The organism is Streptomyces kronopolitis (assembly GCF_014646275.1).
In the GTDB taxonomy this organism is placed as follows: Bacteria; Actinomycetota; Actinomycetes; order Streptomycetales; family Streptomycetaceae; genus Streptomyces; species Streptomyces kronopolitis.
In genome coordinates this window covers 20,998-44,422 of the sequence record NZ_BMND01000009.1, presented here as the reverse complement: position 1 = coordinate 44,422, position 23,425 = coordinate 20,998, and the positions used below count along the sequence as shown (strand labels likewise).

Below are 23,425 nucleotides of genomic sequence, written 5' to 3'. Positions count from 1 at the left end.
TGCGGCGACGAGGTGGCGAATGAGTGTTGACAGTTGCGCGAAAGGAGCCGAATACTCGCAAGATCAGTCACGCACGTTCCGCCATGCAGCAAGGCCCGCCCCGCCGCACAAAGGACTTCCCGTGTCCACTGCCACGCTTTCCGCGACACCCCCGCCGCCCTCACCCCGGACCGCACGCCGCACCGGCAGGATGTTCGCGCTCACCGGCGCCGTCGTCGGCGTCATCTACGGTTACGACACCGGCAGCATCTCCGGTGCCCTGGTCTTCCTGAGCAAGGACTTCCATCTCACCGAGGCCGAGAAAGGCCTGGTCAATAGCATTCTGGTGGGTGGCTCCATCGTGGGTGCCCTGATCGGCGGCAGGCTCGCGGACGCCTTGGGCCGCAGGGCCGCGATGCTGACCGTCGCCGCTTCCTACGCGGTGTTCGTCGCGCTCTCCGCCCTCGCGCCCGACGTCATCGTGCTGGACGTCGTCCGCTTCCTGCTGGGCATCGCCATCGGCATCTCGATCGTCGCCGCCCCGCTCTACGTCGCCGAATCGACCCCGGCGCGGATTCGTGGAGCCTCCGTCGCGGCCTATCAAGTCGCCACGGTCGCGGGCATCGTCATCACGTACTTCGTCAACTGGGGCCTGTCCGGCGGCGGTCACTGGCGCTGGATGCTCGGCCTCTCGGCGATCCCCGCCGCACTGGTCCTGATTCCGCTCCTGCGGCTGCCGGACACGCCGCGCTGGTACGTCCTCAAGGGACGTACGGAACGAGCCGTCGAGGTCATGGCCATGACCGACCCGGAGGTCGATCCGCGTACCGAGGTCGCCGCGGTGGAGGCGGCGCTCGCGGAGGAGAGCGGCGGCTCGGCGCGCTCCCTGCTGCGCAAGCCCTATGCCCGCGCCGCGCTCTTCGTCGTCGGCCTCGGGTTCTTCTGCCAGATCACCGGCATCAACGCCGTGACCTACTACAGCCCGCAGATCTTCGAGGAGATGGGCTTCACCGGCAACGGCCAGAACTTCCTGCTGCCGTCGTTCGTCCAGCTCGCCTCGCTCGCCGCGACCGTGCTCGCCATCCTCATCATCGACCGGCTCGGCCGCCGGGTGGTGCTGCTCAGCGGCATCGGCACGATGGTCGTGATGCTCGCCGTGCTGACCGCGGTCTTCGGCACGGGCGAGCTGCACGGCACCATGACGTGGGTCGGGTTCGCCGCCATCCTGCTGTTCACCGCGGCCTTCAACTTCGGCTTCGGCTCACTGATCTGGGTCTACGCGAGCGAATCGTTCCCCGCCCAGCTGCGCTCGACCGGGGCGTCGGTGATGCTCACCGCGGACCTGGTCGCCAACCTCCTGATCGCCCAGTTCTTCCCCTCGCTGATGGCATGGGCGGGCGCCGCCCGGACGTTCGCGGGGCTCGGCGTCCTCGCGCTCGGCGCCCTGGTCTTCGCCGCTGTCACCGCGCCGGAGACCAAGGGGCGCCAGCTGGAGGAGATCCGGGAGTACTGGGGCAACGGGGGACGCTGGCCCGCGCCACTCGCACCGGCGTCCGCGCACCTCGGCCCGGACCGTGCGGAAACCGTGCCTCCGACCACGACGACGTAGGCGGTGGGCCGACGGTGCCCACGAGCCCCGGTGGGCGCTCCGTTTGTGGCGGCAGGCGCAGCTGCCGCCACAGGGGCCGCTGTCTCAGGACGGCGGTTGCTCCCGGTACTGCTCCAGTGCGGGCGCGGTCGTCGTCGCCACGAATTCGGTGACGCGGTACTCGCACACCCCGGCGCGGACGAAGGGGTCCTCGGACACGATCCTCTCGACGGTCGCACGGTCCGTTCCGGTGGCGAGGATCACGCCGCCGTCGCGCGGAACCTTGCGGCCGGCCGCAAGGAAATGCCCTGCGGCGTACTCCTTCTCCAGCCATGCCACGTGGTCGGGAAGGGCCTCATCGACGCGTGCGAGAGGTGCGGTATAGGTCAGCTCCAAGACGAACATGGCGGCAATATAGAGGAGAACCGGGAAGGGCAGGCCGATCCGCCCGCGCCGGACTCACCCGGTGGTCGGTAGCGTGGTGATCATCATGGACACTCCCGGAATGCTCCGCTGCGACGACGCCCTGCGGCACTGGCCCACCGACGAAGCCCAGGCTCGCGCGGTGCAGGACCGGCTGCGGCCCCGTGTACGGCTCGATGAACCCGGTCCGGAACCGGGGTTCGACGGCACCGTGGTGGGGGTGGACGTGGCCTATGACGACGCCCGGGATGTCGTCGCCGCGGCCGCCGTCGCGCTGGACGCCCGTACGCTCGCCGTCGTCGACGAGGCCACCGCCGTCGGCCGGATCTCTTTTCCGTACGTCCCCGGGCTGCTCGCCTTCCGTGAGATCCCCACCGTGCTCGACGCCCTCGCCCGTCTGGCCCGTGTTCCCGGCCTCGTGGTCTGCGACGGGTACGGGCTCGCGCACCCGAGGCGCTTCGGACTGGCCAGCCACCTGGGGGTGTTGACGGGGCTGCCCACCATCGGGGTGGCCAAGAACCCCTTCACATTCCGGTACGCGCCTCCCGGGCCGGACCGCGGCGCCACCTCCCCGCTGCTGGACGGCGCCGAGGAGGTGGGACGTGCGCTGCGTACCCAACAGGGCGTCAAGCCGGTCTTCGTCTCCGTGGGGCACCGGGTCGGCCTCGACCGGGCCTGTGCGCACACGCTCCGCCTGGCGGCTCATTACCGCCTTCCGGAGACGACGCGGGCCGCCGACTCGCTGTGCCGGAAGGCACTCGCGAGCGCCTAGGGGCAAGGGATCCGGACTACCCCTGGACGACGCGGAAGGTGATGCCGGCCTTCTGGAGGCGAGCGGTCAGTGCGTCCCCCATGGCGACCGCGGTCGTCACCTGGCCCGCGGTTTCCGGAAGGTCGTCGAAGGCCAGGCTGAGCGCCGACTCGGCGAGCATCTTCGCGGTCTCGTCGTAGCCGGGGTCCCCGCCCGAGACCTCGGTGATCAGGCGCTTTCCGCCGGCGGTGGCGACGAAACGCACCTTGAACCAGCTGCGTGCACGGCGCTCCGGGTCCGGCCCGTCGCCCGGTTCCAGCCGCGCCGACAACCAGCGCCGTGCGGGCGGCACCTGAGCGAGCGTGCACAGCGCGCCTGCTCCCAGTGCCCCGCCGACGGCGATCGGCAGCCGCTGGACACCCGCGTAGTGGCGATAGCGGAAATCCGGTCCGTAGCGTTCCAGCGCGGCGGCCGAGCGGCCGATGATCTGCGGATCGACGGTCGGCAACGGCACGCCCCAGGTGTGTGTTTCACGGCTCCTGACGGGCGCGCCGAGGGGCGCTCGCACCGTACGGCCGACCGGTCGCGGGGTGGTCCGCTGCCGTGCGCGGGCGGCCCGCGCCATGGCGATCGGCCGTGAGGCGGCGGTCAGCGCGGAGGCCAGCGTGCCGCCGGAGAAGGTGGCGTTGGTCCGTACGAAGCCGTCGATGCGTATGGGGGCGCCTTCGGGGAGGAGCCCCACCGTGAAGAGCACACCCAGGTCGTGCGGGACGGAGTCGAAGCCGGAGGCGTGGACGAGGCGGGCGCCCGTGGCGCGGGCGGTCGCGTCATGCCGGACGTACATCCGGTCGATGAACTCCGACTCCCCGGACAGATCGGCGTAGTCGGTGCCGGCTGCGGCGCACGCGGCCACCAGCGGCTCGCCGTGCCGCACGTAGGGGCCCACCGTCGACACCAGCACCCGGGTGCCGGTGGCGAGCGCGCGGAGCGAGTCGGGGTCGCCGCTGTCGGCCCGCAACAACGGCAGGTCGGCACAGGCGGGGTCGATCTTCACCAGCCGGTCGCGCAGCTGCTCCAGTTTGGCGATGTTGCGCCCGGCCAGGGCCCAGCGGCAGTCCCTGGGGGCGTGCGCCGCCAGATATTCGGCAGTGAGTGCGCCGGTGAAACCTGTCGCCCCGTAGAGGACGAGGTCATGGGCTCGCCCGGTGGTGTCCTGCCGTCGCATCCCGCGTCCTCTCCAGCACCCGCTTGACCTGGAGTCCGGACCCTAGGCAGTCACCGTCGCCCCGTCAACGTCCCTCGGCCGCCGCTCCCTTGGGCCTCCGGGGGCGGGTGGGGCGTGGCGCGCAGTCTTGACAGGGTGTCGATACGGCGCCAGATTCACGGGAGCGCCCTGACATGGGACGTCCGATGTCCGGTCTGCCGGTCGCCGCTCCCGCACCCCCCGCCGCCGACTGCCGACCGCGGATTTCCGAGGAGGCCGGATCGTTGTGCCGACGCGCCCCGGGGAGATGCCCGGCCGGATACGGAACGGGTGGCGGGAGGTCGCCCCGGCCCAGTGGAAGGCGATGTTCGCCGCCTGCATCGGCTATCTCCTGGACGGCTTCGACTTCGTCCTGATCACGCTGGTGCTGACCGATATCGCCGACGACTTCCATCTGCGCACCGCCACCGCGGCGTCGCTGATCTCCGGCGCCTTCATCACCCGGTGGCTGGGCGGTGCCGTGCTGGGCGCGATGGGCGACCGCTACGGGCGCAGGGCCGCCATGATCGCCAGCATCCTGCTCTACTCGCTCGGCACCTTCGCCTGCGGGTTCGCCTGGGATTACACCAGTTTGTTCGTCGCCCGCCTGGTGATCGGTCTGGGGATGGCGGGGGAGTACAGCGCCAGTGCGACGTATGTGCTGGAGAGCTGGCCCACCCGATGGCGTAACCGCGCCTCCGGATTCCTGATCTCCGGTTATGCGGGCGGCACCGTCCTCGCTGCCGAGCTCTACAGGTGGGTGGTGCCTCACGGCGGCTGGCGCTGGATGTTCTGGATCGGCGTACTGCCCGTACTGGTGGCCCTCTGGGTGCGCAGAACGCTGCCGGAGGCCGGGGACTGGCAGCGGCAGATCGCCGCCCGCACGGCCGGGGAACGCCCCGACGCCTTGCGGCCGTTGTTCACCGGCCGCCTTCGCGGCGGGTGTAATACGGCTCTGGCGGCGGTTGCCGCCGTCGCGCTGTTCTGCGTCTTCACGCCGGTCGGCGCCGGCGGCGTCCCCTGGCTGTCGGGCGTCGCCGCGCTGTGCCTGATCGCGTTCGCGGTGCAGCTGGGTGGCCGCCGGGGAGGGCTGCTGTATGTCTCCCTGATGGCGACGGTGTTCTGCGCCTTCCTCTACAGCTGGCCGATCCAGGCCCTGCTGCCCACGTACCTCAAGACCGATCTCGGATACGCGCCCGCGCAGGTCACCGACGTGATGTTCTACGCGGGCTTCGGCACCATGGCGGGCTGCTGGCTGGCGGGCTTCGTAGGCGACCTGCTAGGCACCCGCCGCGCCTACGCGTACACCCTGCTGGCCTCGCTGGCCTTCGTCTTCCCGGTCTTCGCGGTACGGGACAGCCTTGCGGCGCTGGGCGTGCTCCTCTTCGGGTTGCTCGCGCTCAGCCAGGGCATCTCCGGAATCCTGCCGAAGTACATCGCCGGCCACTTTCCCACCGCGACCCGCGCCGCCTCCCTGGGCTTCGTCTACAACGTCGGCGCGCTGGGCGGCGCGGTCGCGCCCGTCCTCGGGGCCCGTCTGGCCGAGGGCATGCCCCTGGGGCGGGCGCTCGCCGTGCTCACCTTCGGGCTGACGCTGGTCGTCGTCCTCCTGGTGGGCGGCGATGTCCCCCGGCGGCTGGGGCGCCTCGCGGACCGTCAGCTGCCGGACGACCAGCTGGTGCCGGAGGCCGGGGGAGTGGGCGGCCGGTCCACGGGAGCGGTGCCCGGCCCGAATACCGGGGACGCGGCTCCCGACGCGCCGTAGCGGTCGCCGACGCCCCCTGCGCCACAGGCAGTCGTACGACGACAGGGCGACGGGCACGGCACCGCGTCCCGCGCCCGCCGGCGAGCGTGGCGCCCCGCCGGGCCGGGCAGGCATGGCGGCAGGTGTCCCTCGGCCGGCAGGGCGTCCGGCGCTCCGCGAAGCCGTTGTCAGTGGTCGCCGTTAGCGTGGAATGCGTTGGGTCGGCCCGCGCGGTGTGCGCGTGGCGCCGGGCGGCACCACAGGTGCCGTACGGGGGACGGACGTGGAGGAAGTCATGGCGAAGGCGTCGGATCCGGCGGCGGTGCGGGAGCGGGTGCGGGCGTTCGCGCTGGGCCTTCCCGGGACCGTGGAGGAGTTTCCCTGGGGCGAGAGCGTCATCAAGGTCAACAAGAAGGTCTTCGTCTTCCTCGGCGTCGGGGACGGCAGCCATCCGCTCGGGGTCACGCTGAAGCTGAAGGACCCGGAAGCGCATGCCCACGCACTGACCTCGCCCGGCGCCAAGCCCGCCGGTTACGGCCTGGGCGCGTCCGGATGGGTGCAGGTCCCCTTGGAGGGGCAGGGCGCTCCGCCGGCCGAGCTGCTCTGCGACTGGGCGGAGGAGTCGTATCGCGTCATAGCCCCCAAGAAGCTCATCGCCGAGCTCGACGGGGGATAGCGGCGCAGCGGCAGCGGACGCGCAAAGGCCCGTGACGGCGATGGCAATTGAGCATCGTCGGCGCGGGCCTTTTCCGCGGTCGCCACTTGGCAGGAGGGGCTTGTGGAAAGTGGAACACGTTCTTAACATCGCGAGTGTTACATCAGAAGTGTCACAGTGCGGAAAGGCATGGGGCGCGATGACGGAGTCAGGGAACGGCCCGCTGAGCGGGGTGCGGGTCGTCGAACTCGCAGGCATCGGCCCCGGCCCCTTCGCGGCCATGCTGCTGGCCGATCTGGGCGCCGATGTCGTCCGCGTCGACCGTCCCGGAGGCGCCGGGCTGGGCGTCGACCCCGCGTACGACATCACCAACCGCAACAAGCGCTCCGTCCTGGTGGACCTGAAGAGCCCCGACGGGGTGGCGCGGGTACTGGACCTGGTGGAGCGTGCCGATGTGCTGGTGGAGGGCTACCGCCCCGGGGTGGCCGAGCGGTTGGGAGTCGGCCCCGAGGAGTGCCTGGCGCGCAACCCCCGGCTGGTCTACGGCCGGATGACGGGCTGGGGGCAGCAGGGCCCCCTCGCCGACACCGCCGGACACGACATCGGCTACATCGCCATCACGGGCGCCCTGGGCATGATCGGCCGGCCCGACGGCCCGCCCGCCATCCCCGCCAACCTCGTCGGTGACTACGCCGGCGGCTCGCTCTACCTCGTCATCGGCGTCCTCGCCGCCCTCCAGCACGCCCGCACCGAGGACGGCAGGGGCCAGGTCGTGGATGCCGCCATCGTCGACGGCACGGCCCATCTGACGGCGATGATCCACGGCATGCTGGCGGCCGGCGGCTGGCAGGACCGGCGCGGCAGCAATCTGCTCGACGGCGGCGCACCCTTCTACGGCACCTACGAGACCGCCGACGGCGGCCATATGGCCGTCGGCGCCCTGGAGAAGCGCTTCTACGCCGAGTTCATCCGGCTGCTGGGCCTCGGGCAGGAGGTCCCCGACCGCGAGGACCTCACCGCGTGGGGAGAGCTGCGCACGGCCATCGCCGCCCGGTTCAGGACCCGGACCCGCGAGGAGTGGACGGCGGTCTTCCAGGAGTCCGACGCCTGTGTGGCGCCCGTGCTCTCGCTCCGCGAGGCCCCGCGGCATCCGCATCTCGCCGCCCGCGGCACCTTCGTCGAACACTCCGGGCTCACCCAGCCCGCGCCCGCCCCCCGCTTCTCCCGCACGCCGGGAGCGGTCCGCAGACCCCCCGCACGGCCCGGTGCCGACACCGCCGAGATCGCGCGTGACTGGCAGGTCCCCGGCCTCCTCGCCCCGTCGCCGGCCGATCCGTCCGGGGCCGCGCCCGCGCCGTCCGGGGGCGCGGGACGGGCCGAGGAGAAGGACGCGGCTGGCTGATGGCACGTGCTTTCCGACCCCACGCGCCCCGCCCCGTCGGGCACAAGCAGGCGGCCGCCGCCAGCCCGGGCGCCTGCCGCCCCGCGCGCCCGGGTATCGAACACGCCGGCGCACGCCAGGGCGGGAGACGGGGCATGACGCCGCCCGGCGCCCGCCCCCGGAGGCCGGGAACCGCCACGCCGACCGAGACCGTCCCGCACTGGCTCTGAGGAGGGCCCGGACAGATGAAGCGCCAGATCTTCACCGCGGACCACGAAGCGTTCCGCGAGACCGTACGCACCTTCCTCGCCAGGGAAGTGACACCCCACTACGAGCAGTGGGAGAAGGACGGCATCGTCAGCCGCGACGCCTGGCGGGCGGCCGGCGCCCAGGGGCTGCTGGGCCTCGCGGTGCCCGAGGAGTACGGCGGCGGCGGACAGCCCGACTTCCGCTACAGCGTGGTGCTCGGCGAGGAGTTCACCCGGGCCGGGGCCGCCGGGCTGGCCGTGGGCCTGCACAACGACATCATCGGCCCCTATCTGACGGCCCTCGCCACCGAGGAGCAGAAGCGCCGCTGGCTGCCCGGCTTCTGCAGCGGCGAGCTCATCAGCGCCATCGCGATGACCGAGCCCGGCGCCGGCTCCGACCTCCAGGGCATCCGCACCCACGCCGAGGACGCCGGCGACCACTGGATCCTCAACGGTTCCAAGACCTTCATCTCCAACGGGATCCTCGCCGACATCGTCATCGTCGTGGCCAGGACGACACCGGAGGGCGGAGCGCGCGGCCTCAGCCTGCTGGTCGTCGAGCGGGGCATGGACGGGTTCGAGCGCGGCCGCAACCTCGACAAGATCGGCCAGAAGGCCCAGGACACCGCTGAGCTGTTCTTCCACGACGTGCACGTCCCCAAGGAGAATCTGCTCGGCGAGCGGAACGGCGCCTTCATCCATCTGATGACCCACCTCGCCCAGGAACGGATGAACATCGCCGTCGCCGGGATCGCCGCCGCCGAGCATCTGCTGGAGATCACCAGCCGGTACGTCAAGGAGCGCGAGGCGTTCGGACGTCCGCTGTCCAAGCTCCAGCACATCCGCTTCGAGATAGCCGAGATGGCCACCGAGTGCGCCGTCACCCGCGCCTTCCTCGACCGCTGCATCGCCGACCACACCGCCGGCGAGCTGGACGCGACGCATGCCTCGATGGCCAAGTGGTGGGCCACCGAGCTGCAAAAACGCGTCGCCGACCGCTGTCTGCAACTCCACGGTGGTTACGGCTATATGGCCGAATACCGCGTGGCCAAGGCCTTCACCGACGGCCGCATCCAGACGATCTACGGAGGGACCACCGAGATCATGAAGGAGATCATCGGACGCTCCCTGCTCGACTGACCCGGACGGCCCCGGACCACCCGCCGCCCTGCCCCACCCTCATGCGAAAGGCTTGTTGACTTGAGTACCGAAGCGTACGTATACGACGCGATCCGCACCCCGCGCGGCCGCGGCAAGGCCAATGGCGCACTGCACGGCACCAAGCCGATCGACCTGGTCGTCGGACTGATCCACGAGGTGCGCCGCCGCTTCCCCGGCCTCGACCCGGCCGCCGTCGACGACATCGTCCTCGGCGTGGTCGGCCCGGTCGGCGACCAGGGATCCGACATCGCCCGGATCGCGGCGATCGCCGCCGGCCTGCCCGACACCGTCGCCGGCGTACAGGAGAACCGCTTCTGTGCCTCGGGTCTCGAAGCCGTCAACATGGCCGCGGCCAAGGTGCGTTCGGGCTGGGAGGACCTGGTCCTGGCCGGCGGCGTGGAATCCATGTCGCGGGTCCCGATGGCCTCGGACGGCGGCGCCTGGTTCGCCGACCCGATGACCAACTTCGACACCGGCTTCGTCCCCCAGGGCATCGGCGCCGACCTGATCGCCACCATCGAGGGCTACACCCGGCGCGATGTCGACGAGTTCGCCGCGCTCTCCCAGGAGCGCGCCGCCGAGGCCTGGAAGGACGGCCGCTTCGACCGCTCCGTCGTCCCGGTGCGCGACCGCAACGGCCTGGTCGTCCTCGACCACGACGAGTACATGCGGCCCGGCACCACCGCCGACTCCCTGGCCGGCCTCAAGCCGTCCTTCGCCACCATCGGTGACGCCGGCGGCTTCGACGCGGTCGCCCTGCAGAAGTACCACTGGGTCGAGAAGATCGACCACGTCCACCACGCGGGCAATTCCTCCGGCATCGTGGACGGCGCGGCGCTCGTCGCCATCGGCTCCAAGGAGGTCGGCGACCGCTACGGCCTGACCCCGCGGGCCCGCATCCTGTCCGCCGCGGTCTCCGGCTCCGAGCCGACGATCATGCTCACCGGCCCCGCGCCCGCCAGCCGCAAGGCCCTCGCCAAGGCCGGTCTGACCATCGACGACATCGACCTCGTCGAGATCAACGAGGCCTTCGCCGCCGTGGTGCTGCGCTTCGTCAAGGACATGGGCCTGAGCCTGGACAAGGTCAACGTCAACGGTGGCGCCATCGCCCTGGGCCACCCCCTCGGCGCCACCGGCGCGATGATCCTCGGCACCCTGATCGACGAGCTGGAGCGGCAGGACAAGCGCTACGGCCTGGCCACCCTCTGCGTCGGCGGCGGCATGGGCATCGCCACCGTCATCGAGCGCCTCTGACCGCCCGTCCCCACCCCTTACGGAGAAGCCACAGTGAGCGAGTCCCCTGCGTCGTCGACCATCCGCTGGGAACAGGACGAGACCGGCATCGTCACCCTGGTCCTGGACGACCCCGACCAGTCCGCCAACACCATGAACAACGCCTTCAAGGCCTCCCTGACCGCGGTCGCCGACCGCCTGGAGGCCGAGAAGGACAGCATCCGCGGCATCATCTTCACCTCCGCCAAGAAGACCTTCTTCGCCGGCGGCGACCTGCGCGAACTGATCGCCATCACCCCCGAGCAGGCCGAGCAGGCCTTCGAGACCGGCAACGGCATCAAGCGCGACCTGCGCCGCATCGAGACGCTCGGCAAGCCCGTCGTCGCCGCGATCAACGGCGCCGCGCTGGGCGGCGGTTACGAGATCGCCCTGGCCTGCCACCACCGCATCGCCCTCGACACCCCCGGCACCAAGATCGGCCTGCCCGAGGTCACCCTCGGCCTGCTGCCCGCCGGCGGCGGCGTCACCCGCACCGTCCGGCTGCTCGGCATCGCCGACGCGCTGCTGAAGGTGCTGCTCCAGGGCACCCAGTACAACGCCACCCGCGCCCAGGAGGCCGGGCTGATCCACGAGGTCGCGGCCACCCCCGAGGAACTGCTCGCCAAGGCCCGCGCCTTCGTCGACGAGCACCCCGAGTCCCAGCAGCCCTGGGACGTCAAGGGCTACCGCATCCCCGGCGGCACCCCCGCCCAGCCGAAGTTCGCGGCCAACCTCCCGGCGTTCCCCGCCAACCTCAAGAAGCAGCTGAACGGCGCGCCCTACCCGGCCCCGCGCAACATCCTGGCCGCCGCGGTCGAGGGCTCCCAGGTCGACTTCGAGACGGCGCAGACCATCGAGGCGCGCTACTTCGTCGAGCTGGTCACGGGTCAGATCTCCAAGAACATGATCCAGGCGTTCTTCTTCGACCTGCAGGCCGTCAACTCCGGCGCCAACCGGCCGCAGGGCATCGAGCCCCGCAAGGTGGAGAAGGTCGCGGTCCTCGGCGCCGGCATGATGGGCGCGGGCATCGCCTACTCCTGCGCCCGGGCCGGCATGCAGGTCGTCCTCAAGGACGTCTCCGTGGAGGCGGCCCAGAAGGGCAAGGCCTATTCGGAGGGGCTGCTCGCCAAGGCGGTCGCCCGGGGCCGGACGACCGAGCAGCAGCGCGACGAGCTGCTGGCGCGCATCACGCCCACCGCCGAGCCCACCGACCTCGCGGGCTGTGACGCGGTCATCGAGGCGGTCTTCGAGGACGTCGGCCTCAAGCACAAGGTGTTCAAGGAGATCCAGCACATCGTCGCCCCCGACGCGCTGCTGTGCTCCAACACCTCCACCCTCCCCATCACCCTGCTGTCCGAAGGCGTGGAGCGCGAGCAGGACTTCATCGGGCTGCACTTCTTCTCGCCGGTCGACAAGATGCCGCTGGTGGAGATCATCAAGGGCGAGCGGACCGGCGACGAGGCGCTGGCCCGCGCCTTCGACCTGGTCCGGCAGATCCGCAAGACGCCGATCGTCGTCAACGACTCGCGGGGCTTCTTCACCTCCCGCGTCATCGGCCACTTCATCAACGAGGGCGTGGCGATGCTCGGCGAGGGCCTCGACCCGGTCTCCGTCGAACAGGCCGCGGCCCAGGCCGGCTACCCGGCCAAGGTGCTGTCGCTGATGGACGAGCTGACCCTGACCCTGCCGCGCAAGATCCGCGAGGAGGGCAAGCGGGCGGTCGAGGAGTCCGGCGGCAGCTGGCAGCCGCACCCGGCCGACGCGGTCATCGACCGGATGGTCGACGAGTTCGGCCGCCCCGGACGCAGCGGGGGCGGCGGCTTCTACGAGTACGGCGACGACGGCAAGCGCGCCGGGCTGTGGCCGGGGCTGCGGGAGCACTTCGTCCAGGAGGGCGCCGCCATCCCGTTCGTCGACATGCAGGAGCGGATGCTGTTCGCCGAGGCGCTGGACACCGTCCGCTGCCTGGAGGAGGGCGTGCTCACCTCCGTCGCCGACGCGAACATCGGCTCCATCCTCGGCATCGGCTTCCCGGGCTGGACCGGCGGCGTGCTCCAGTACATCAACGGCTACCAGGGCGGGCCGGGCCGGGAGGACCTCGTCGGACTGCCCGGGTTCGTGGCCCGCGCCCGTGAGCTGCAGGCCGCCTACGGAGACCGGTTCGCGCCGTCCCCGCTGCTGGTCGACAAGGCTGGCAAGGGCGAGAAGTTCAGCGACTGAACGGTGGGGGCGGGCCCGCGTGGCCCGCCCCCGTCACTCCTGGGGGCGCTCCCGCCGGCCCCGGTCGCCTTCCTTGCCGAACGACTCCCGCAGCTCCTGCTTCATCGAACGCTGGAAGGCGGTGACCAGTGCCTGCACCACCATCGGCTGCATATGGGCCGACAGCGACTTCATCCGCGCCAGCTCCTCCTCGTCCGGCCCGCCGTGCCGGTTCGGCTCCCACACCTCGTCCTTGAAGAGCCGGCTCAGCTCACGGGCCGCCGCACGGGTGTGCTCGATGACCACGCCGCGCGCCGCGAGGATGGTCTCCAGCGCGATCGGGACGTCCAGCAGACGCGTGCCCAGGTGGAGCAGCCCCGGATCGACCCGGAAGACCCGCGGGTCATCTGTCCGCACGAGCACGCTCATCGCCGCCAGCCGGTCCACGTCCTCCTCGGTCAGCGCCCGGCCGACCCGCCGCTCCAGCTGCTCCCGGGTCGCGTCCTCCGCCTTGTCCGGAATCCAGCTCGCCACCAGCGCCCGGTGGATGGCCAGGTCCTGCGCGCTCAGATCGGGCGGCAGCTGCTCCAGATAGCGCTCGATCGCCGACAGGGTCAGGCCCTGGTGCTGGAGCTCCTCGATGAGCGCGAGCCGTGAGAGGTGGTCCGGCCCGTAGCGGCCGACCCGGCGCGGACCGATCTCCGGCGGCGGCAGCAGACCGCGGGTGCTGTAGAAGCGGATCGTGCGGACCGTGACGCCGGCGCGGGCGGCCAGCTCGTCGACGGTCAGATCGGTGGCGGGCTCCATCATGTTCAACAGTATTGCTGTCTCACCACTCTTGTGAAACCTCTCGGCGCCTTCTCCGCCGGGCGCTGCCGCCGAGGGCCGGGGCGGTCCGCAGCCCTGCGGTACGGGCTCGGGGGCGCCGCCGTGACCATGCTCCTCCGCCTGCCCGGCGTCCTCCGGCTGTCCGGGCGCCGGAGGAATCCACCGTGCCGACGGCTGATTCACGACCGATGAGGGCCCTGTGCGCCGAGCGGGCCCCTGTAGGTGCGACGTGGCGCGAGGGCGACGGGTTGCGTGCGGGCCGGATCGGGCCTCCCCGGGGCGTGATCGAGAGGGGCGTGAATTGTCGTTTTGGCCAACATCAGCCGTAGCGGGACCGAACGGGTCCAAAAAACTGCGGTGCCGGTCGAGGGGCGGGGTCCGGAATCGGGTGAACTGAGGCCCACTTTCTCCATGAGACGCCGGGAAATACGCGACAAATACTGACAAATCTTGGGTGGCCTGTAGGTGGTGTGATCTTGAACACAGACGGGGGGCCACTCTTCGGGGAACGTGTGCCGTCGACCGGACGTGCGATCCGCGAAATCCGGCCATCGCTCAAGCCTGCCCGAAAGCGAGATGCACCAGCAGTGAGCACAGAATCCGTCATCGACGCAGCCCACAGGTCACCTGACGGGGGGAGCGGCGCCCCGCAGGATGCGGGCGACGCGGGCTACAGCAAGGGCCTCAAGGGCCGGCACATCAACATGATCGCCATCGGTGGAGCGATCGGCACCGGGTTGTTCCTGGGCGCCGGGGGTCGGCTGCACTCCGCCGGACCCGCACTGGCCATCGCTTACGCGGTCTGTGGCCTCTTCGCCTTCTTCGTCGTACGCGCCCTGGGCGAGCTGGTGCTGCACCGCCCGTCGTCCGGCTCGTTCGTCTCCTACGCCCGTGAGCTCCTGGGGGAGAAGGGCGCCTACGTCGCCGGATGGATGTACGTCGTCAACTGGTCGACGACCGGTATCGCCGACATCACCGCGATCGCGCTCTACACCCACTACTGGAGCATGTTCACCAGCATTCCCCAGTGGGTCATGGCGTTGATCGCCCTCGCGGTCGTGCTGACGGTGAACCTCATCTCGGTGAAGATCTTCGGTGAGCTGGAGTTCTGGTTCGCGATCATCAAGGTCGCCGCGCTGGTCGCCTTCATGTTCATCGGCATCTTCCTGCTGGCCACCCAGCACCCGGTCGGCGGGCATGCGCCAGGTCTGAACCTGATCACCGACAACGGCGGCATCTTCCCGACCGGCCTGCTGCCCGTCGTGATCGTGCTGCAGGGTGTGGTCTTCGCCTACTCCGCGGTGGAGCTGGTCGGTGTGACCGCCGGTGAGACCGGTGAGCCGGAGAAGGTCGTGCCCAAGGCCGTCAACTCCATCATGTGGCGGGTCGGCGTCTTCTATGTCGGTTCGGTGATCCTGCTGGCCATGCTGCTGCCGTGGAACAAGTACACCGGCGGGGAGAGCCCCTTCGTCACCGTGCTGTCCAACGTCGGTGTGCCGGCGGCGGGCGATGTGATGAACCTCGTCGTGCTGACCGCGGCGATGTCCAGCCTGAACTCCGGGCTCTACTCGACCGGCCGCATTCTGCGCTCCATGTCGATGGCGGGGTCCGCGCCCAAGTTCGCCGGCCGGATGAACCGCAACCAGGTGCCGTACGGCGGCATCATGCTCACCTCCACGGTCTGTGTGCTGGGCGTCGCGCTCAACTACGTCGTGCCGGGTGAGGCGTTCGAGATCGTGCTGAACATCGCGGCGCTGGGCATCATCAGCACCTGGTGCACGATCATGGTCTGTCACATGGTGTTCGTGCGCAGGTCGAAGGAGGGCCTGGTCGAGCGTCCGCGCTTCCGGCTGCCGGGCACGCCGATCACCGACATTGCCACCATCGTCTTCCTGCTCGGCGTCATCGTGCTGATGTGGTTCGACGACGGTGTCGGCCGGCAGACCGTGATGATCATCCCGGTGCTCGCCGCCGCCCTGGTGGCCGGCTGGTTCGCGGTCCGCGGCCGGGTGAGCCGGATCGCCGAGGAGCGCGAACTGTCGAAGTAGCCATGCAAGCGCGCGGCGCCTGAGACATCGGGCGGTCGCGGATGCCGGAAGGCGTCCGCGGCCGCCTTCGTGCGTGCCAGGCCCTGTCGGGCCGGTGCCGGACGGTCCAACGGCTGCGGTCCCGGCCGATTGTCAGTGGCTGCCCCTACTGTGAAGTCATGGCTGAGAAAACGGGGATCACGTACATCCGGGTCGCGGACGGGGCCCGGCGGCTCGGGGCGTCCGTTCATATGCCGCGTATCGGGTGCGGGCTGGCGGGCGGTGTCTGGTCCAGGGTGGAGCCGCTGATATCCGTACGGCTGGCCCGGGGTGGCATACCGGTGACGGTGTATGACCGCTGAACTCGCCGTCCGCCGTCCGCCGTCCGCCGTGCGCTGTCCGCTCGTACGGTCTGGCGTCCGGCGCCAGCTCGCGCGGTCCGGTGTCCGTCGCCCGTCACCCGTCCCCCGCGTCGCCCCCGCTGTTCAGTCGGCGATGAGCGGGTAGTGGTCGGAGAGGTTGGTGTACGTGTAGTCCTTGCCCCAGCTGGATACCGTCCAGGGTGCTGACTGCTCCTTCAGGACGGTGTTGTGCCATCCGGTGGGACGGGCGTGGCCGTTGCGGTGCAGGACGTAGTCCAGGTCCTCGCGGGGGTCGTTCGGGTAGCGGTACTTCGCGATCGAATTTTCCTGGGTGTCGAAGGAGTAGGGGTGTCCGGTGCGGGCGTCGGCGGGTGCCAGGTCGGCGTTGCTGAGCAGTGCCTGGTACTCGTCGCTGTGTGAGTCGGTGTTCAGGTCGCCGGCCACCATCACCTCCTCGTCCGCCGGGATGTTCTTGGCGTCCAGGAAGGCGTCCATCTCCTTGAGCTGCTTGGCGCGGTCCGCGGCCGCCTCGCCCGCCCGGCAGCCCGAGTCGGTGGACTGGGTGTGGGTGCCGACCACATGCACCCTGGTGCCGTTGACGTCCAACACCGCGTAGACGAAGCCCTTGTTGGAGAAGTAGTCCGACCCGCAGGCGTCCTTGTAGATGTACTGCTCCTTGTGGACGACGGGCCACTTGCTCAGCAGCGTGACCCCGCCGTCCTCCGGGGTGACGGCCGAGTAGGAGCCGCCCGTGGCGTCCCAGCCGCTGCGGCTGCGGCCCACCGCCGGCGTCTGGTACGGGTACTGCGCGGCAGCCCGGCTCTTCAGTGCGTCGGAGGTGGAGTTGTCGAAGGCTTCCTGGAGCACGACGACGTCGTTGCCCTGGAAGAAGTCCGCGTCTGTGAGGGCCTGGGCGCGGTGCTCTTGGCCCCAGTTGGGGTAGAGCGTGCGACTCATGAGGAAGGTGTTGTAACTGAGCACCTTCAGGCGGGGGACGGCGGTGGCCGACGCGGAGGGGGCGGCGGCCAGGGTGGCGGCGGCGAGGGCCGCGGTGAGGGCAGCGATCCGGGACGTGCGCAGCGAGGAGTGCGACACTGAATCTCCCTGTGGGGATGGGGACTTGAATCGGCGACGCTCATCCAACCAGCTGGGGTTACTTTCAGGTAGCCGCTCGGAGGGTGCGAGATGTACAGAGCGAAGCGATCAGTGCGATCAGTGCGATCGGCGCGATAGGCGGGATGGGGGAGGGCGGGGTCCGGGCCGGGGGCTCGGGGCCGGGCCGGGAGGACCAGAGTCCGGGGCCGGCGGTGGCCGCGAGGTCCGTTGCTCCCGCGCGACCAGCGACCCAGTGACGGCGACCGACGACCAGCGACCCGCGACCGGCCGGCGCCCCACCCGCGCCCCGCATGCCCGGGCGGCAGAATCACCCGGGCCGGTGGCGCGCACGCCCTCCCCTCCCACGCCGGGCGGAGGGGCCCGCCGTAGGATGAGTAGTGCAATGAATACGGTAGATAACGACCCGAAACCGCCGCCGGTCGGAGGGGTGCTCTGGTCGCTGGCCGGGGACATCCGCATGCTGCTGACCCTGCCGGCCGCGCTGACCATGCAGGTCGCCCACCCGGCGGTGGGTGCCGGAGTGGACGAGCACTCCGTGTTCCGTACGGATCCGTGGGGGCGCGGCGAGCGGTCGCTGACCTCGCTGCAACTGTGGGTGTACGGGGGTGAGGGCGCGGCCGCGGAGGGGCGGCGGCTGCGCCGGCTGCACAAGACCATTCAGGGGACCGACGCGCACGGCCGCAAGTACCACGCGCTGACCCCCGCCTACTACGCCTGGGTGCACGCGACCGGTTTTCCCGTCTTCCGGCACGCCCAGCAGTATCTCGGCCGCCCCTTCACCGAGGCGCAGGAGCGGCAGCTGTACGCGGAGTGGCTGCAGGTCGGCCGGGTGCTGGGCATCCACGACCGCGATATGCCGCAGAGCGTCGAGGAGTTCTGGCCGTATTACCGCAAGGTCCTCGACAACGAATGCGAAGCGACCGTCGTGGTGCGGGAGTTGCTCGCGCCGGACCAGCCGGTCCCCGCCCCGGACCGCGGCCCCCGGTGGCTGCGTCTGCTCCTGCGGGCGGCCTGGCCGTGGCTGTGTCCGCGGTTCACCCGTGTCCGGCGCTTCCTGTCGATCGGGCTGATGCCGCCGGACGCCCGCGAGGCCCTTGGTCTGGAGTGGACGGACGCGCAGGAGCGCAGGCTGCGCCGCTTCGGCCGGGTGGTGCGCGCCGTGGTGCCGGCCCTTCCGGAGCGGCTGCGCTTCATGCCGCTCGCCTGCCGGGCCCGCCGGGCGGCGCGCGGCTGAGACCGCGGTCCACGTACGTACGGAGCCGGGGAGGCCCCGGCTCCGTACGGTGCGCGTGTGCCGCCCGGGTCAGTGCCCGTGCACTCCGTGCACACCGTGGGTGGCGGCTGCGATCTCCCGCCACGACCTGGGTTCGGCGACCTTCTTGTGCGACGCGACGAGCGCCTCCCGGGCCGCGCCCGCGGCGGGCCGGGTCGGCTCGAAGAGCCAGGTGTGGAAGAAGCCGTCCAGCGACTTCCCGGACTTCTTCGAGGCGAACTTCACGAAGTCGGCCACCGAGGCGTTGCCGTACCGGTGCTCGGTCGGCCAGGACTTGAGGAGGCCGAAGAAGACCTTGTCGCCGACCTTGTTGCGGAGCGCCTGGAGGGCCAGCGCGCCACGGTCGTAGACCGCGTCGTCGAACTGGTTCTCCGCGCCCGGGTTGCCCGGCCGGACCTTCCAGAACGGGTCATTGGCCGGGTGCTGGGCGTAGACGTAGTCCGCCAGCTGCTGCGCGGTGCCGTCGCCCTCCTTCTCCGACCAGAGCCACTGGCTGTAGGCCGCGAAGCCCTCGTTGATCCAGATGTCCTTCCAGTCCTTGAGCGAGACGCTGTCGCCGTACCACTGGTGCGCCAGCTCGTGCACCACGACGGACACGTTGGTGCCCTTGTCGAAGGCCTTCTTCCCGTAGAACGGGCGGGTCTGGGTCTCCAGCGCGTAATGGGCCGGAACGTTCGGCACATAGCCGCCCACCGCGTTGAACGGGTAGGGGCCGAAGACGCTCTCCAGCCACTCGGTGGCCTCGGTGGTGCGCGCGATGCTCGCCTTCGCCGACCCCTCGTTCGCGCCGAGGTCCTTGCTGACCGCGTTGATGACCGGCAGGCCGTTCGCGGTGGTGTCGGTGGTGATGTCGAACTTGCCGACGGCCAGCGTCGTCAGATACGTCGCCTGCGGCTTGTCCGAGCGCCAGTTGTAGCGGGTCCAGCCCAGCTTGGAGGACTGCGAGGCCAGTACGCCGTTGCTGAGCGCCTGGGTGCCGTCCGGGACCGCCACCGAGACGTCGTACGTCGCCTTGTCGGTGGGGTGGTCGTTGCTGGGGAACCACCACACGGCGGCGTCCGGCTCCTGCGCGACCACACCGCCGTCGGGCGTACGGGCCCAGGCGCTGTAGTCGTCGATCTTCACCTGGGAGGGCTTGTCCGCGTAGCGCACGACGACGCTGATCTGCTTGCCCTTCTCCAGCGGGGTGGCCGGGGTGACCTCCAGCTCGTGCTTGCCGGAGGTGGCGAAGCGGGCCTTCTTGCCGTTGACCCGGATCTCGCTGACCTTCAGCGCGAAGTCCAGGTTGAAGCGGGAGAGGTCCTGGGTGGTGGTGGCGAGCAGCGTCGCCGTGCCCTGCAGCAGGTCCGTCTTCGGCTGGTACTTGAGTCGCAGATCGTAGTGGGAAACGTCGTATCCGCCGTTCCCGCTCTCGGGGTAGTAGGTGTCGCCCACACCCGGAGCGCCCGGGGTGAAGTCGGCCGCGGAGGCCGGGACCGCCAGCACCAGGCTGAGTGCGGCCGCGCCCGGGACGAGGAGTCTGTGACGCACGAGTCCTCCAACTCGTAGGGGGGATGGCTCTGTTCAGACCCTATGTACTCCTTCGGGGCGGCGTCATGTACATGGCCTGATCTGACACATGACCGACATGAACGCCTTCCGGCCACTCCCTGCCCCCGAGTCGGCCCCGGGCTCCGTCACCGGCCGCACATCCGTCGTCACCCGCACCCTTACGCACAGGAGTTGGACCGCGCTACCGTCCGCCTCGTGACCAGTCCTGCGCGAATCCCCCGCATCTCCTTCACAGCGCTCGTGCTGGCGGCCGTCGCCGCCCTGCTGTCCGCCCTGCTCGGGCCGTCCGCCGCGCAGGCGGCGCCCGGCGAGAGCAGACCCGTCTACTCCTACGACCACGCGATACGCGAATCGGTCTGGGTGGACACCGGGCTCGACGGCGACGCGGACGGGCGGACCGACCGGGTCGCCGCCGACATCGTGCGGCCCGCCGAACCCGCCCGGCAGGGCCGCCGGATACCCGTGATCATGGACGCGAGTCCGTACTACTCGTGCTGCGGACGCGGCAACGAGAGCCAGAAGAAGACGTATGACGACCGGGGCCGGCCCGCCGGATTCCCGCTCTTCTACGACAACTACTTCGTGCCGCGCGGCTATGCGACGGTCCTCGTCGACCTCGCGGGGACCAACCGCTCGGACGGCTGTGTGGACGTCGGCGGACCCTCCGACATCCGCTCGGCCCGGGCCGTCGTCGACTGGCTGGCCGGCCGGGGCCGCGCCTACACCGCCCGCACGGGCGGCAGACCCGTCGCGGCGGGCTGGTCCAACGGTCGCACCGGCATGATCGGCAAGAGCTGGGACGCCACCATCGCCAACGGCGTCGCGGCGACCGGCGTCAGCGGGCTGAAAACCATCGTCCCGATCTCCGGGATCTCCTCCTGGTACGACTACTACTTCTCCCAGGGCGCCCCGCTGTACGACTCCGGGCCGGACTCCCTCGCGGGCCTGGTCGAGAGCCCCGCGACCGGCACGCACTGCGCCGCGGTGCAGCGCGCGCTCGCCGCCGGCGCCCCGCGCAGCGGCGACTGGACCCCGCTGTGGACCGCGCGCGACTACGTCCGCGACGCGGGCAGGGTCCGGGCCAGTGTCTTCCTGGTCCACGGCATGCAGGACCTCAACGTCCGCACCCGGCACGCCGGGCAGTGGTGGGACGCGCTCGCCCGGCACGGCGTCGAGCGCAAGATCTGGCTGTCCCGGACCGGGCACGTCGACCCCTTCGACTACCGTCGCGGCGCGTGGGTCACGACCCTGCACCACTGGTTCGACCACTATCTGATGGGCTACGACAACGGCATCGAGCGCGCTCCCGGCGCCGACGTCGAGCGGGCGCCCGGCCACTGGTCCACCGACGCGCGATGGCCCGCACCCGGCACCGCGACGACCGTCCTGCGGCCGCGGGCCGGCAGCGCGCCCGGCGTCGGCGTCCTGGGCACCGCCAAGGCGCCGCGCGGCACGACCGAGACCTTCACCGACGACCCGCGGCACGGCGAGGCCGACTGGGCCGCCCGGGCCGGTCAACCCACCGCGGACAAGGCCGGGTTCAGCACGGGGGCGCTGCGCAGGCCGCTGCGGCTGTCCGGCTCCGGCACGGTGACGGTGACCGCCACCCCGAGCACCTCGACCGCCCATCTCTCCGCCGTCCTGGTGGACCTCGGCCCCGCCACCATCCGCAACTACACCGCCGACGGCGAGGGCATCACCACGCTCGACAGGCGCACCTGCTGGGGCCTGGGCACCCCGGCCGACACCGGCTGCTTCAAGGAGACCGCCGCCGACACGAAGAAGGTGGCATACACCGTCTTCAGCCGCGGCTGGGCCGACCTCGGCACCTACGCCGACGCCCGCAAGGGCCGCCCGCTCACCCCGGGAAAGCCGTACACGATCACCCTGCACCTCGCCGCGAGCGACCATGTCGTGCCCGCCGGGCACCGGCTCGCGCTCCTCGTCGGCGGCACCGACGCCGGGCTGATCGACCCGCCCGCCTCCCGCCCGGCGCTCACCCTCGACCTGTCCCGCACCTCCGCCGCACTCCCGCTGACCGGCGGCGCCCCCGCCTTCGCACGGGCCACCGCGGGCGCGCCCCGGCCCCCGTCGGGGGGCGCCCCGCTGAACGGCCTGGCCCCGCCGCACGCCCCGAGCCGGCCGCCGGCCGGCGGCTGCGCGCGCGGACCCGCGGACCGCCGCGGAACGACCGCCGGGGCCGCCCACCGCGGGCGGCCCCGCCCCACCCCCACCGCTCACCCAAGGGAGGCACCCCCTCGTGACACCCCGCTCCCACCGCCTCGCCCGAGGGATGCTGGCCACCGGACTGACGGCCACCCTCGGCGCGACCCTGCCGGCCCCTCCCGCCGGCGCCACCGCAACCCCCGCACCCCGTACGGGATTCGAGACCAGCCACGGCGCCCGCTGGACCGGCGAGGCCGAGGAGCAGCGGTTCCTCGACGCCGTCGACCGCGGATCCGCGCGCGTGCGGATCGACCGGATCGGCACCACCGCGCAGGGCCGCCCGATCCGGCTCGTACGGATCGGCGCCCCGGCTCCCGCGCGCCCCGCGGACGTACGACGCGGCAACTCCGTCCTGCTGACCTGCACCCAGCACGGCGACGAACCCTCCGGGCGCGAGGCATGCCTGACCACCGTGCGCGACCTCGCCTACGCCCGGGACCCGGCGACCCGGCACTTCCTGGCGCGGACCAGCGTCCTGGTCATCCCGACCGCCAACCCCGACGGCCGGGCCGCCGACACCCGCGGCAACTCCGACGGCGTGGACATCAACCGCGACCACCTCGCCCTCAAGACCGCCGAGGCCCGCGCGATGGCCGCCGTCCTGCGCGACTACCGCCCCGACACCGTCTACGACCTGCACGAGTACGGACCCACCGCCCCGTACTACCGCAAGGACGTGCTGTCGTTGTGGCCGCGCAACCTCAACACCGCGGACCGGGTGCACCGCGAGGCCGCCGCGCTCTCCCAGGACTTCGTGGCGCCCGCCGTCCGCCGTGCCGGCTTCTCCGCCGGCGTCTACGGCATCTGGACCGACCCGGAGACCGGCGACCCCGTCAAGCAGGTCGCGGGCGACGGCCAGGAGCGGATCCTGCGCAACACCGCGGGGGTCAAGGGCTCGCTCGGCATGCTGGTCGAGACCCGGGTCGACGCGCTGACCGACGCCGAGAAGGCCGACCCCGCACGCAACAACAGGCGCCGGGTGCGGTCCCAGCTCGCCGCGCTCAAGGGCGCGTTCGCCTTCCTCGACCGGCACCGCCCGGCCATCGAAGCGGCCACCACCGCGGCCCGGCGCTCCGGTGACGCCGACCGCGGCCCCGTCTACCTCGGCGGCGCGGACAACGAACCCGCCACCGACGCGCAGATCCTGACCGATCCGCCCTGCGCCTACCGCCTGGACGCGCGGCAGTTCGCGCAGGTCAAGGACGTGCTGGCGGGGCACGGGGTGCGCTGGCGGCCGGATGGCGACGGCGCGGTCGTCCCGCTGCGCCAGCCGCTGCGCGCACTCGTCCCGCTGCTGCTGGACCAGCGGGCCGCCTATCACGTCACGGCCGCGACTCCGCTGCCCGCCTGCGCCCGGCCTCGCCAGGCCGGCCGTCCATGACGAAGGGGCCCCTCCGC

At 71.3% G+C, this 23,425-nt stretch carries 16 protein-coding genes and 2 pseudogenes; 13 read left to right on the top strand and 5 right to left on the bottom strand.

Annotated features, from left to right (window positions below; genetic code table 11):
* The first annotated feature begins 121 nt into the window (after positions 1-121).
* Positions 122-1,588: a sugar porter family MFS transporter gene (locus IEY78_RS12860; protein ID WP_189097817.1), complete on the top strand. Its 1,467-nt coding sequence runs from the start codon at positions 122-124 to the stop codon at positions 1,586-1,588.
* An 84-nt stretch (positions 1,589-1,672) separates the two neighbouring features.
* On the opposite strand, the gene IEY78_RS12855 is transcribed toward IEY78_RS12860, so the two are convergent.
* Entirely contained in the window at positions 1,673-1,972 is a 300-nt protein-coding gene (locus IEY78_RS12855) for a YciI family protein (protein ID WP_189097816.1), read from the bottom strand.
* An 85-nt stretch (positions 1,973-2,057) separates the two neighbouring features.
* On the opposite strand from IEY78_RS12855, the gene IEY78_RS12850 reads away from it, so the two are divergent.
* Positions 2,058-2,762 (top strand): endonuclease V, encoded by a 705-nt coding sequence (locus tag IEY78_RS12850; protein WP_189097815.1) that lies wholly within the window; start codon positions 2,058-2,060, stop codon positions 2,760-2,762.
* A gap of 16 nt (positions 2,763-2,778) precedes the next feature.
* On the opposite strand, the gene IEY78_RS12845 is transcribed toward IEY78_RS12850, so the two are convergent.
* The gene (locus IEY78_RS12845; protein WP_189097814.1) at positions 2,779-3,966 is read right to left on the bottom strand and encodes a saccharopine dehydrogenase family protein; all 1,188 of its coding nucleotides are present in this window, start codon (positions 3,964-3,966) and stop codon (positions 2,779-2,781) included.
* 286 nt (positions 3,967-4,252) lie between these two features.
* Here IEY78_RS12845 and IEY78_RS12840 point away from each other — a divergent pair, with 286 nt between their 5' ends.
* The 6 genes from IEY78_RS12840 to IEY78_RS12815 all read left to right on the top strand — a co-directional run bounded on the left by IEY78_RS12840 (position 4,253) and on the right by IEY78_RS12815 (position 12,665).
* Positions 4,253-5,749 (top strand): sialate:H+ symport family MFS transporter, encoded by a 1,497-nt coding sequence (locus IEY78_RS12840; protein ID WP_189097955.1) that lies wholly within the window; start codon positions 4,253-4,255, stop codon positions 5,747-5,749.
* Positions 5,750-6,023: 274 nt separating this feature from the next.
* Positions 6,024-6,404, top strand: coding sequence for an MmcQ/YjbR family DNA-binding protein (locus tag IEY78_RS12835; protein ID WP_189097813.1), 381 nt, complete (start codon positions 6,024-6,026; stop codon positions 6,402-6,404).
* A 178-nt stretch (positions 6,405-6,582) separates the two neighbouring features.
* Positions 6,583-7,785: a CaiB/BaiF CoA transferase family protein gene (locus IEY78_RS12830; RefSeq protein WP_229699902.1), complete on the top strand. Its 1,203-nt coding sequence runs from the start codon at positions 6,583-6,585 to the stop codon at positions 7,783-7,785.
* Between the two features lie 224 nt (positions 7,786-8,009).
* Positions 8,010-9,152 (top strand): acyl-CoA dehydrogenase family protein, encoded by a 1,143-nt coding sequence (locus IEY78_RS12825; protein ID WP_189097812.1) that lies wholly within the window; start codon positions 8,010-8,012, stop codon positions 9,150-9,152.
* A gap of 60 nt (positions 9,153-9,212) precedes the next feature.
* On the top strand, positions 9,213-10,427 hold the full coding sequence (locus IEY78_RS12820) for an acetyl-CoA C-acetyltransferase (RefSeq protein WP_189097811.1): 1,215 nt from the start codon (positions 9,213-9,215) through the stop codon (positions 10,425-10,427).
* A 33-nt stretch (positions 10,428-10,460) separates the two neighbouring features.
* Entirely contained in the window at positions 10,461-12,665 is a 2,205-nt protein-coding gene (locus IEY78_RS12815) for a 3-hydroxyacyl-CoA dehydrogenase NAD-binding domain-containing protein (protein WP_189097810.1), read from the top strand.
* 33 nt (positions 12,666-12,698) lie between these two features.
* Here IEY78_RS12815 and IEY78_RS12810 read toward each other — a convergent pair whose 3' ends face one another.
* Complete coding sequence (locus IEY78_RS12810) at positions 12,699-13,454, bottom strand: MerR family transcriptional regulator (protein ID WP_189097809.1); 756 nt, start codon at positions 13,452-13,454, stop codon at positions 12,699-12,701.
* 605 nt (positions 13,455-14,059) lie between these two features.
* Between IEY78_RS12810 and IEY78_RS12805 the strand changes: the two genes are divergently transcribed.
* Positions 14,060-15,520, top strand: coding sequence for an amino acid permease (locus IEY78_RS12805; RefSeq protein WP_373294143.1), 1,461 nt, complete (start codon positions 14,060-14,062; stop codon positions 15,518-15,520).
* A 188-nt stretch (positions 15,521-15,708) separates the two neighbouring features.
* A pseudogene (locus IEY78_RS12800) lies at positions 15,709-15,861 on the top strand (Appr-1-p processing protein); the annotation flags it as partial.
* Between the two features lie 123 nt (positions 15,862-15,984).
* On the opposite strand, the gene sph reads toward IEY78_RS12800, so the two are convergent.
* Complete coding sequence (gene sph / locus IEY78_RS12795; protein WP_189097808.1) at positions 15,985-16,956, bottom strand: sphingomyelin phosphodiesterase; 972 nt, start codon at positions 16,954-16,956, stop codon at positions 15,985-15,987.
* Positions 16,957-17,359: 403 nt separating this feature from the next.
* On the opposite strand from sph, the gene IEY78_RS12790 reads away from it, so the two are divergent.
* Positions 17,360-18,211: an oxygenase MpaB family protein gene (locus IEY78_RS12790; RefSeq protein WP_189097807.1), complete on the top strand. Its 852-nt coding sequence runs from the start codon at positions 17,360-17,362 to the stop codon at positions 18,209-18,211.
* Positions 18,212-18,280: 69 nt separating this feature from the next.
* Here the strand turns inward: IEY78_RS12790 and IEY78_RS12785 are convergent, their stop codons facing one another.
* Complete coding sequence (locus IEY78_RS12785) at positions 18,281-19,780, bottom strand: M1 family metallopeptidase (RefSeq protein ID WP_189097806.1); 1,500 nt, start codon at positions 19,778-19,780, stop codon at positions 18,281-18,283.
* Positions 19,781-20,044: 264 nt separating this feature from the next.
* Here IEY78_RS12785 and IEY78_RS12780 point away from each other — a divergent pair.
* Both IEY78_RS12780 and IEY78_RS12775 read left to right on the top strand, forming a co-directional pair.
* Positions 20,045-21,952 (top strand): annotated as a pseudogene (locus tag IEY78_RS12780) (Xaa-Pro dipeptidyl-peptidase); the annotation flags it as partial.
* 109 nt (positions 21,953-22,061) lie between these two features.
* Positions 22,062-23,408: a M14 family metallopeptidase gene (locus IEY78_RS12775; protein WP_229699901.1), complete on the top strand. Its 1,347-nt coding sequence runs from the start codon at positions 22,062-22,064 to the stop codon at positions 23,406-23,408.
* Positions 23,409-23,425 lie beyond the last annotated feature (17 nt).

Bases quoted from the DNA above. Each gene is read 5' to 3' on its own strand.
- IEY78_RS12855 (WP_189097816.1), bottom strand. From the start codon at position 1,972: ATGTTCGTCTTGGAGCTGACCTATACCGCACCTCTCGCACGCGTCGAT.
- IEY78_RS12850 (WP_189097815.1), top strand. From the start codon at position 2,058: ATGGACACTCCCGGAATGCTCCGCTGCGACGACGCCCTGCGGCACTGG.
- IEY78_RS12845 (WP_189097814.1), bottom strand. From the start codon at position 3,966: ATGCGACGGCAGGACACCACCGGGCGAGCCCATGACCTCGTCCTCTAC.
- IEY78_RS12840 (WP_189097955.1), top strand. From the start codon at position 4,253: ATGCCCGGCCGGATACGGAACGGGTGGCGGGAGGTCGCCCCGGCCCAG.
- IEY78_RS12835 (WP_189097813.1), top strand. From the start codon at position 6,024: ATGGCGAAGGCGTCGGATCCGGCGGCGGTGCGGGAGCGGGTGCGGGCG.
- IEY78_RS12830 (WP_229699902.1), top strand. From the start codon at position 6,583: ATGACGGAGTCAGGGAACGGCCCGCTGAGCGGGGTGCGGGTCGTCGAA.
- IEY78_RS12825 (WP_189097812.1), top strand. From the start codon at position 8,010: ATGAAGCGCCAGATCTTCACCGCGGACCACGAAGCGTTCCGCGAGACC.
- IEY78_RS12810 (WP_189097809.1), bottom strand. From the start codon at position 13,454: ATGATGGAGCCCGCCACCGATCTGACCGTCGACGAGCTGGCCGCCCGC.
- IEY78_RS12790 (WP_189097807.1), top strand. From the start codon at position 17,360: ATGAATACGGTAGATAACGACCCGAAACCGCCGCCGGTCGGAGGGGTG.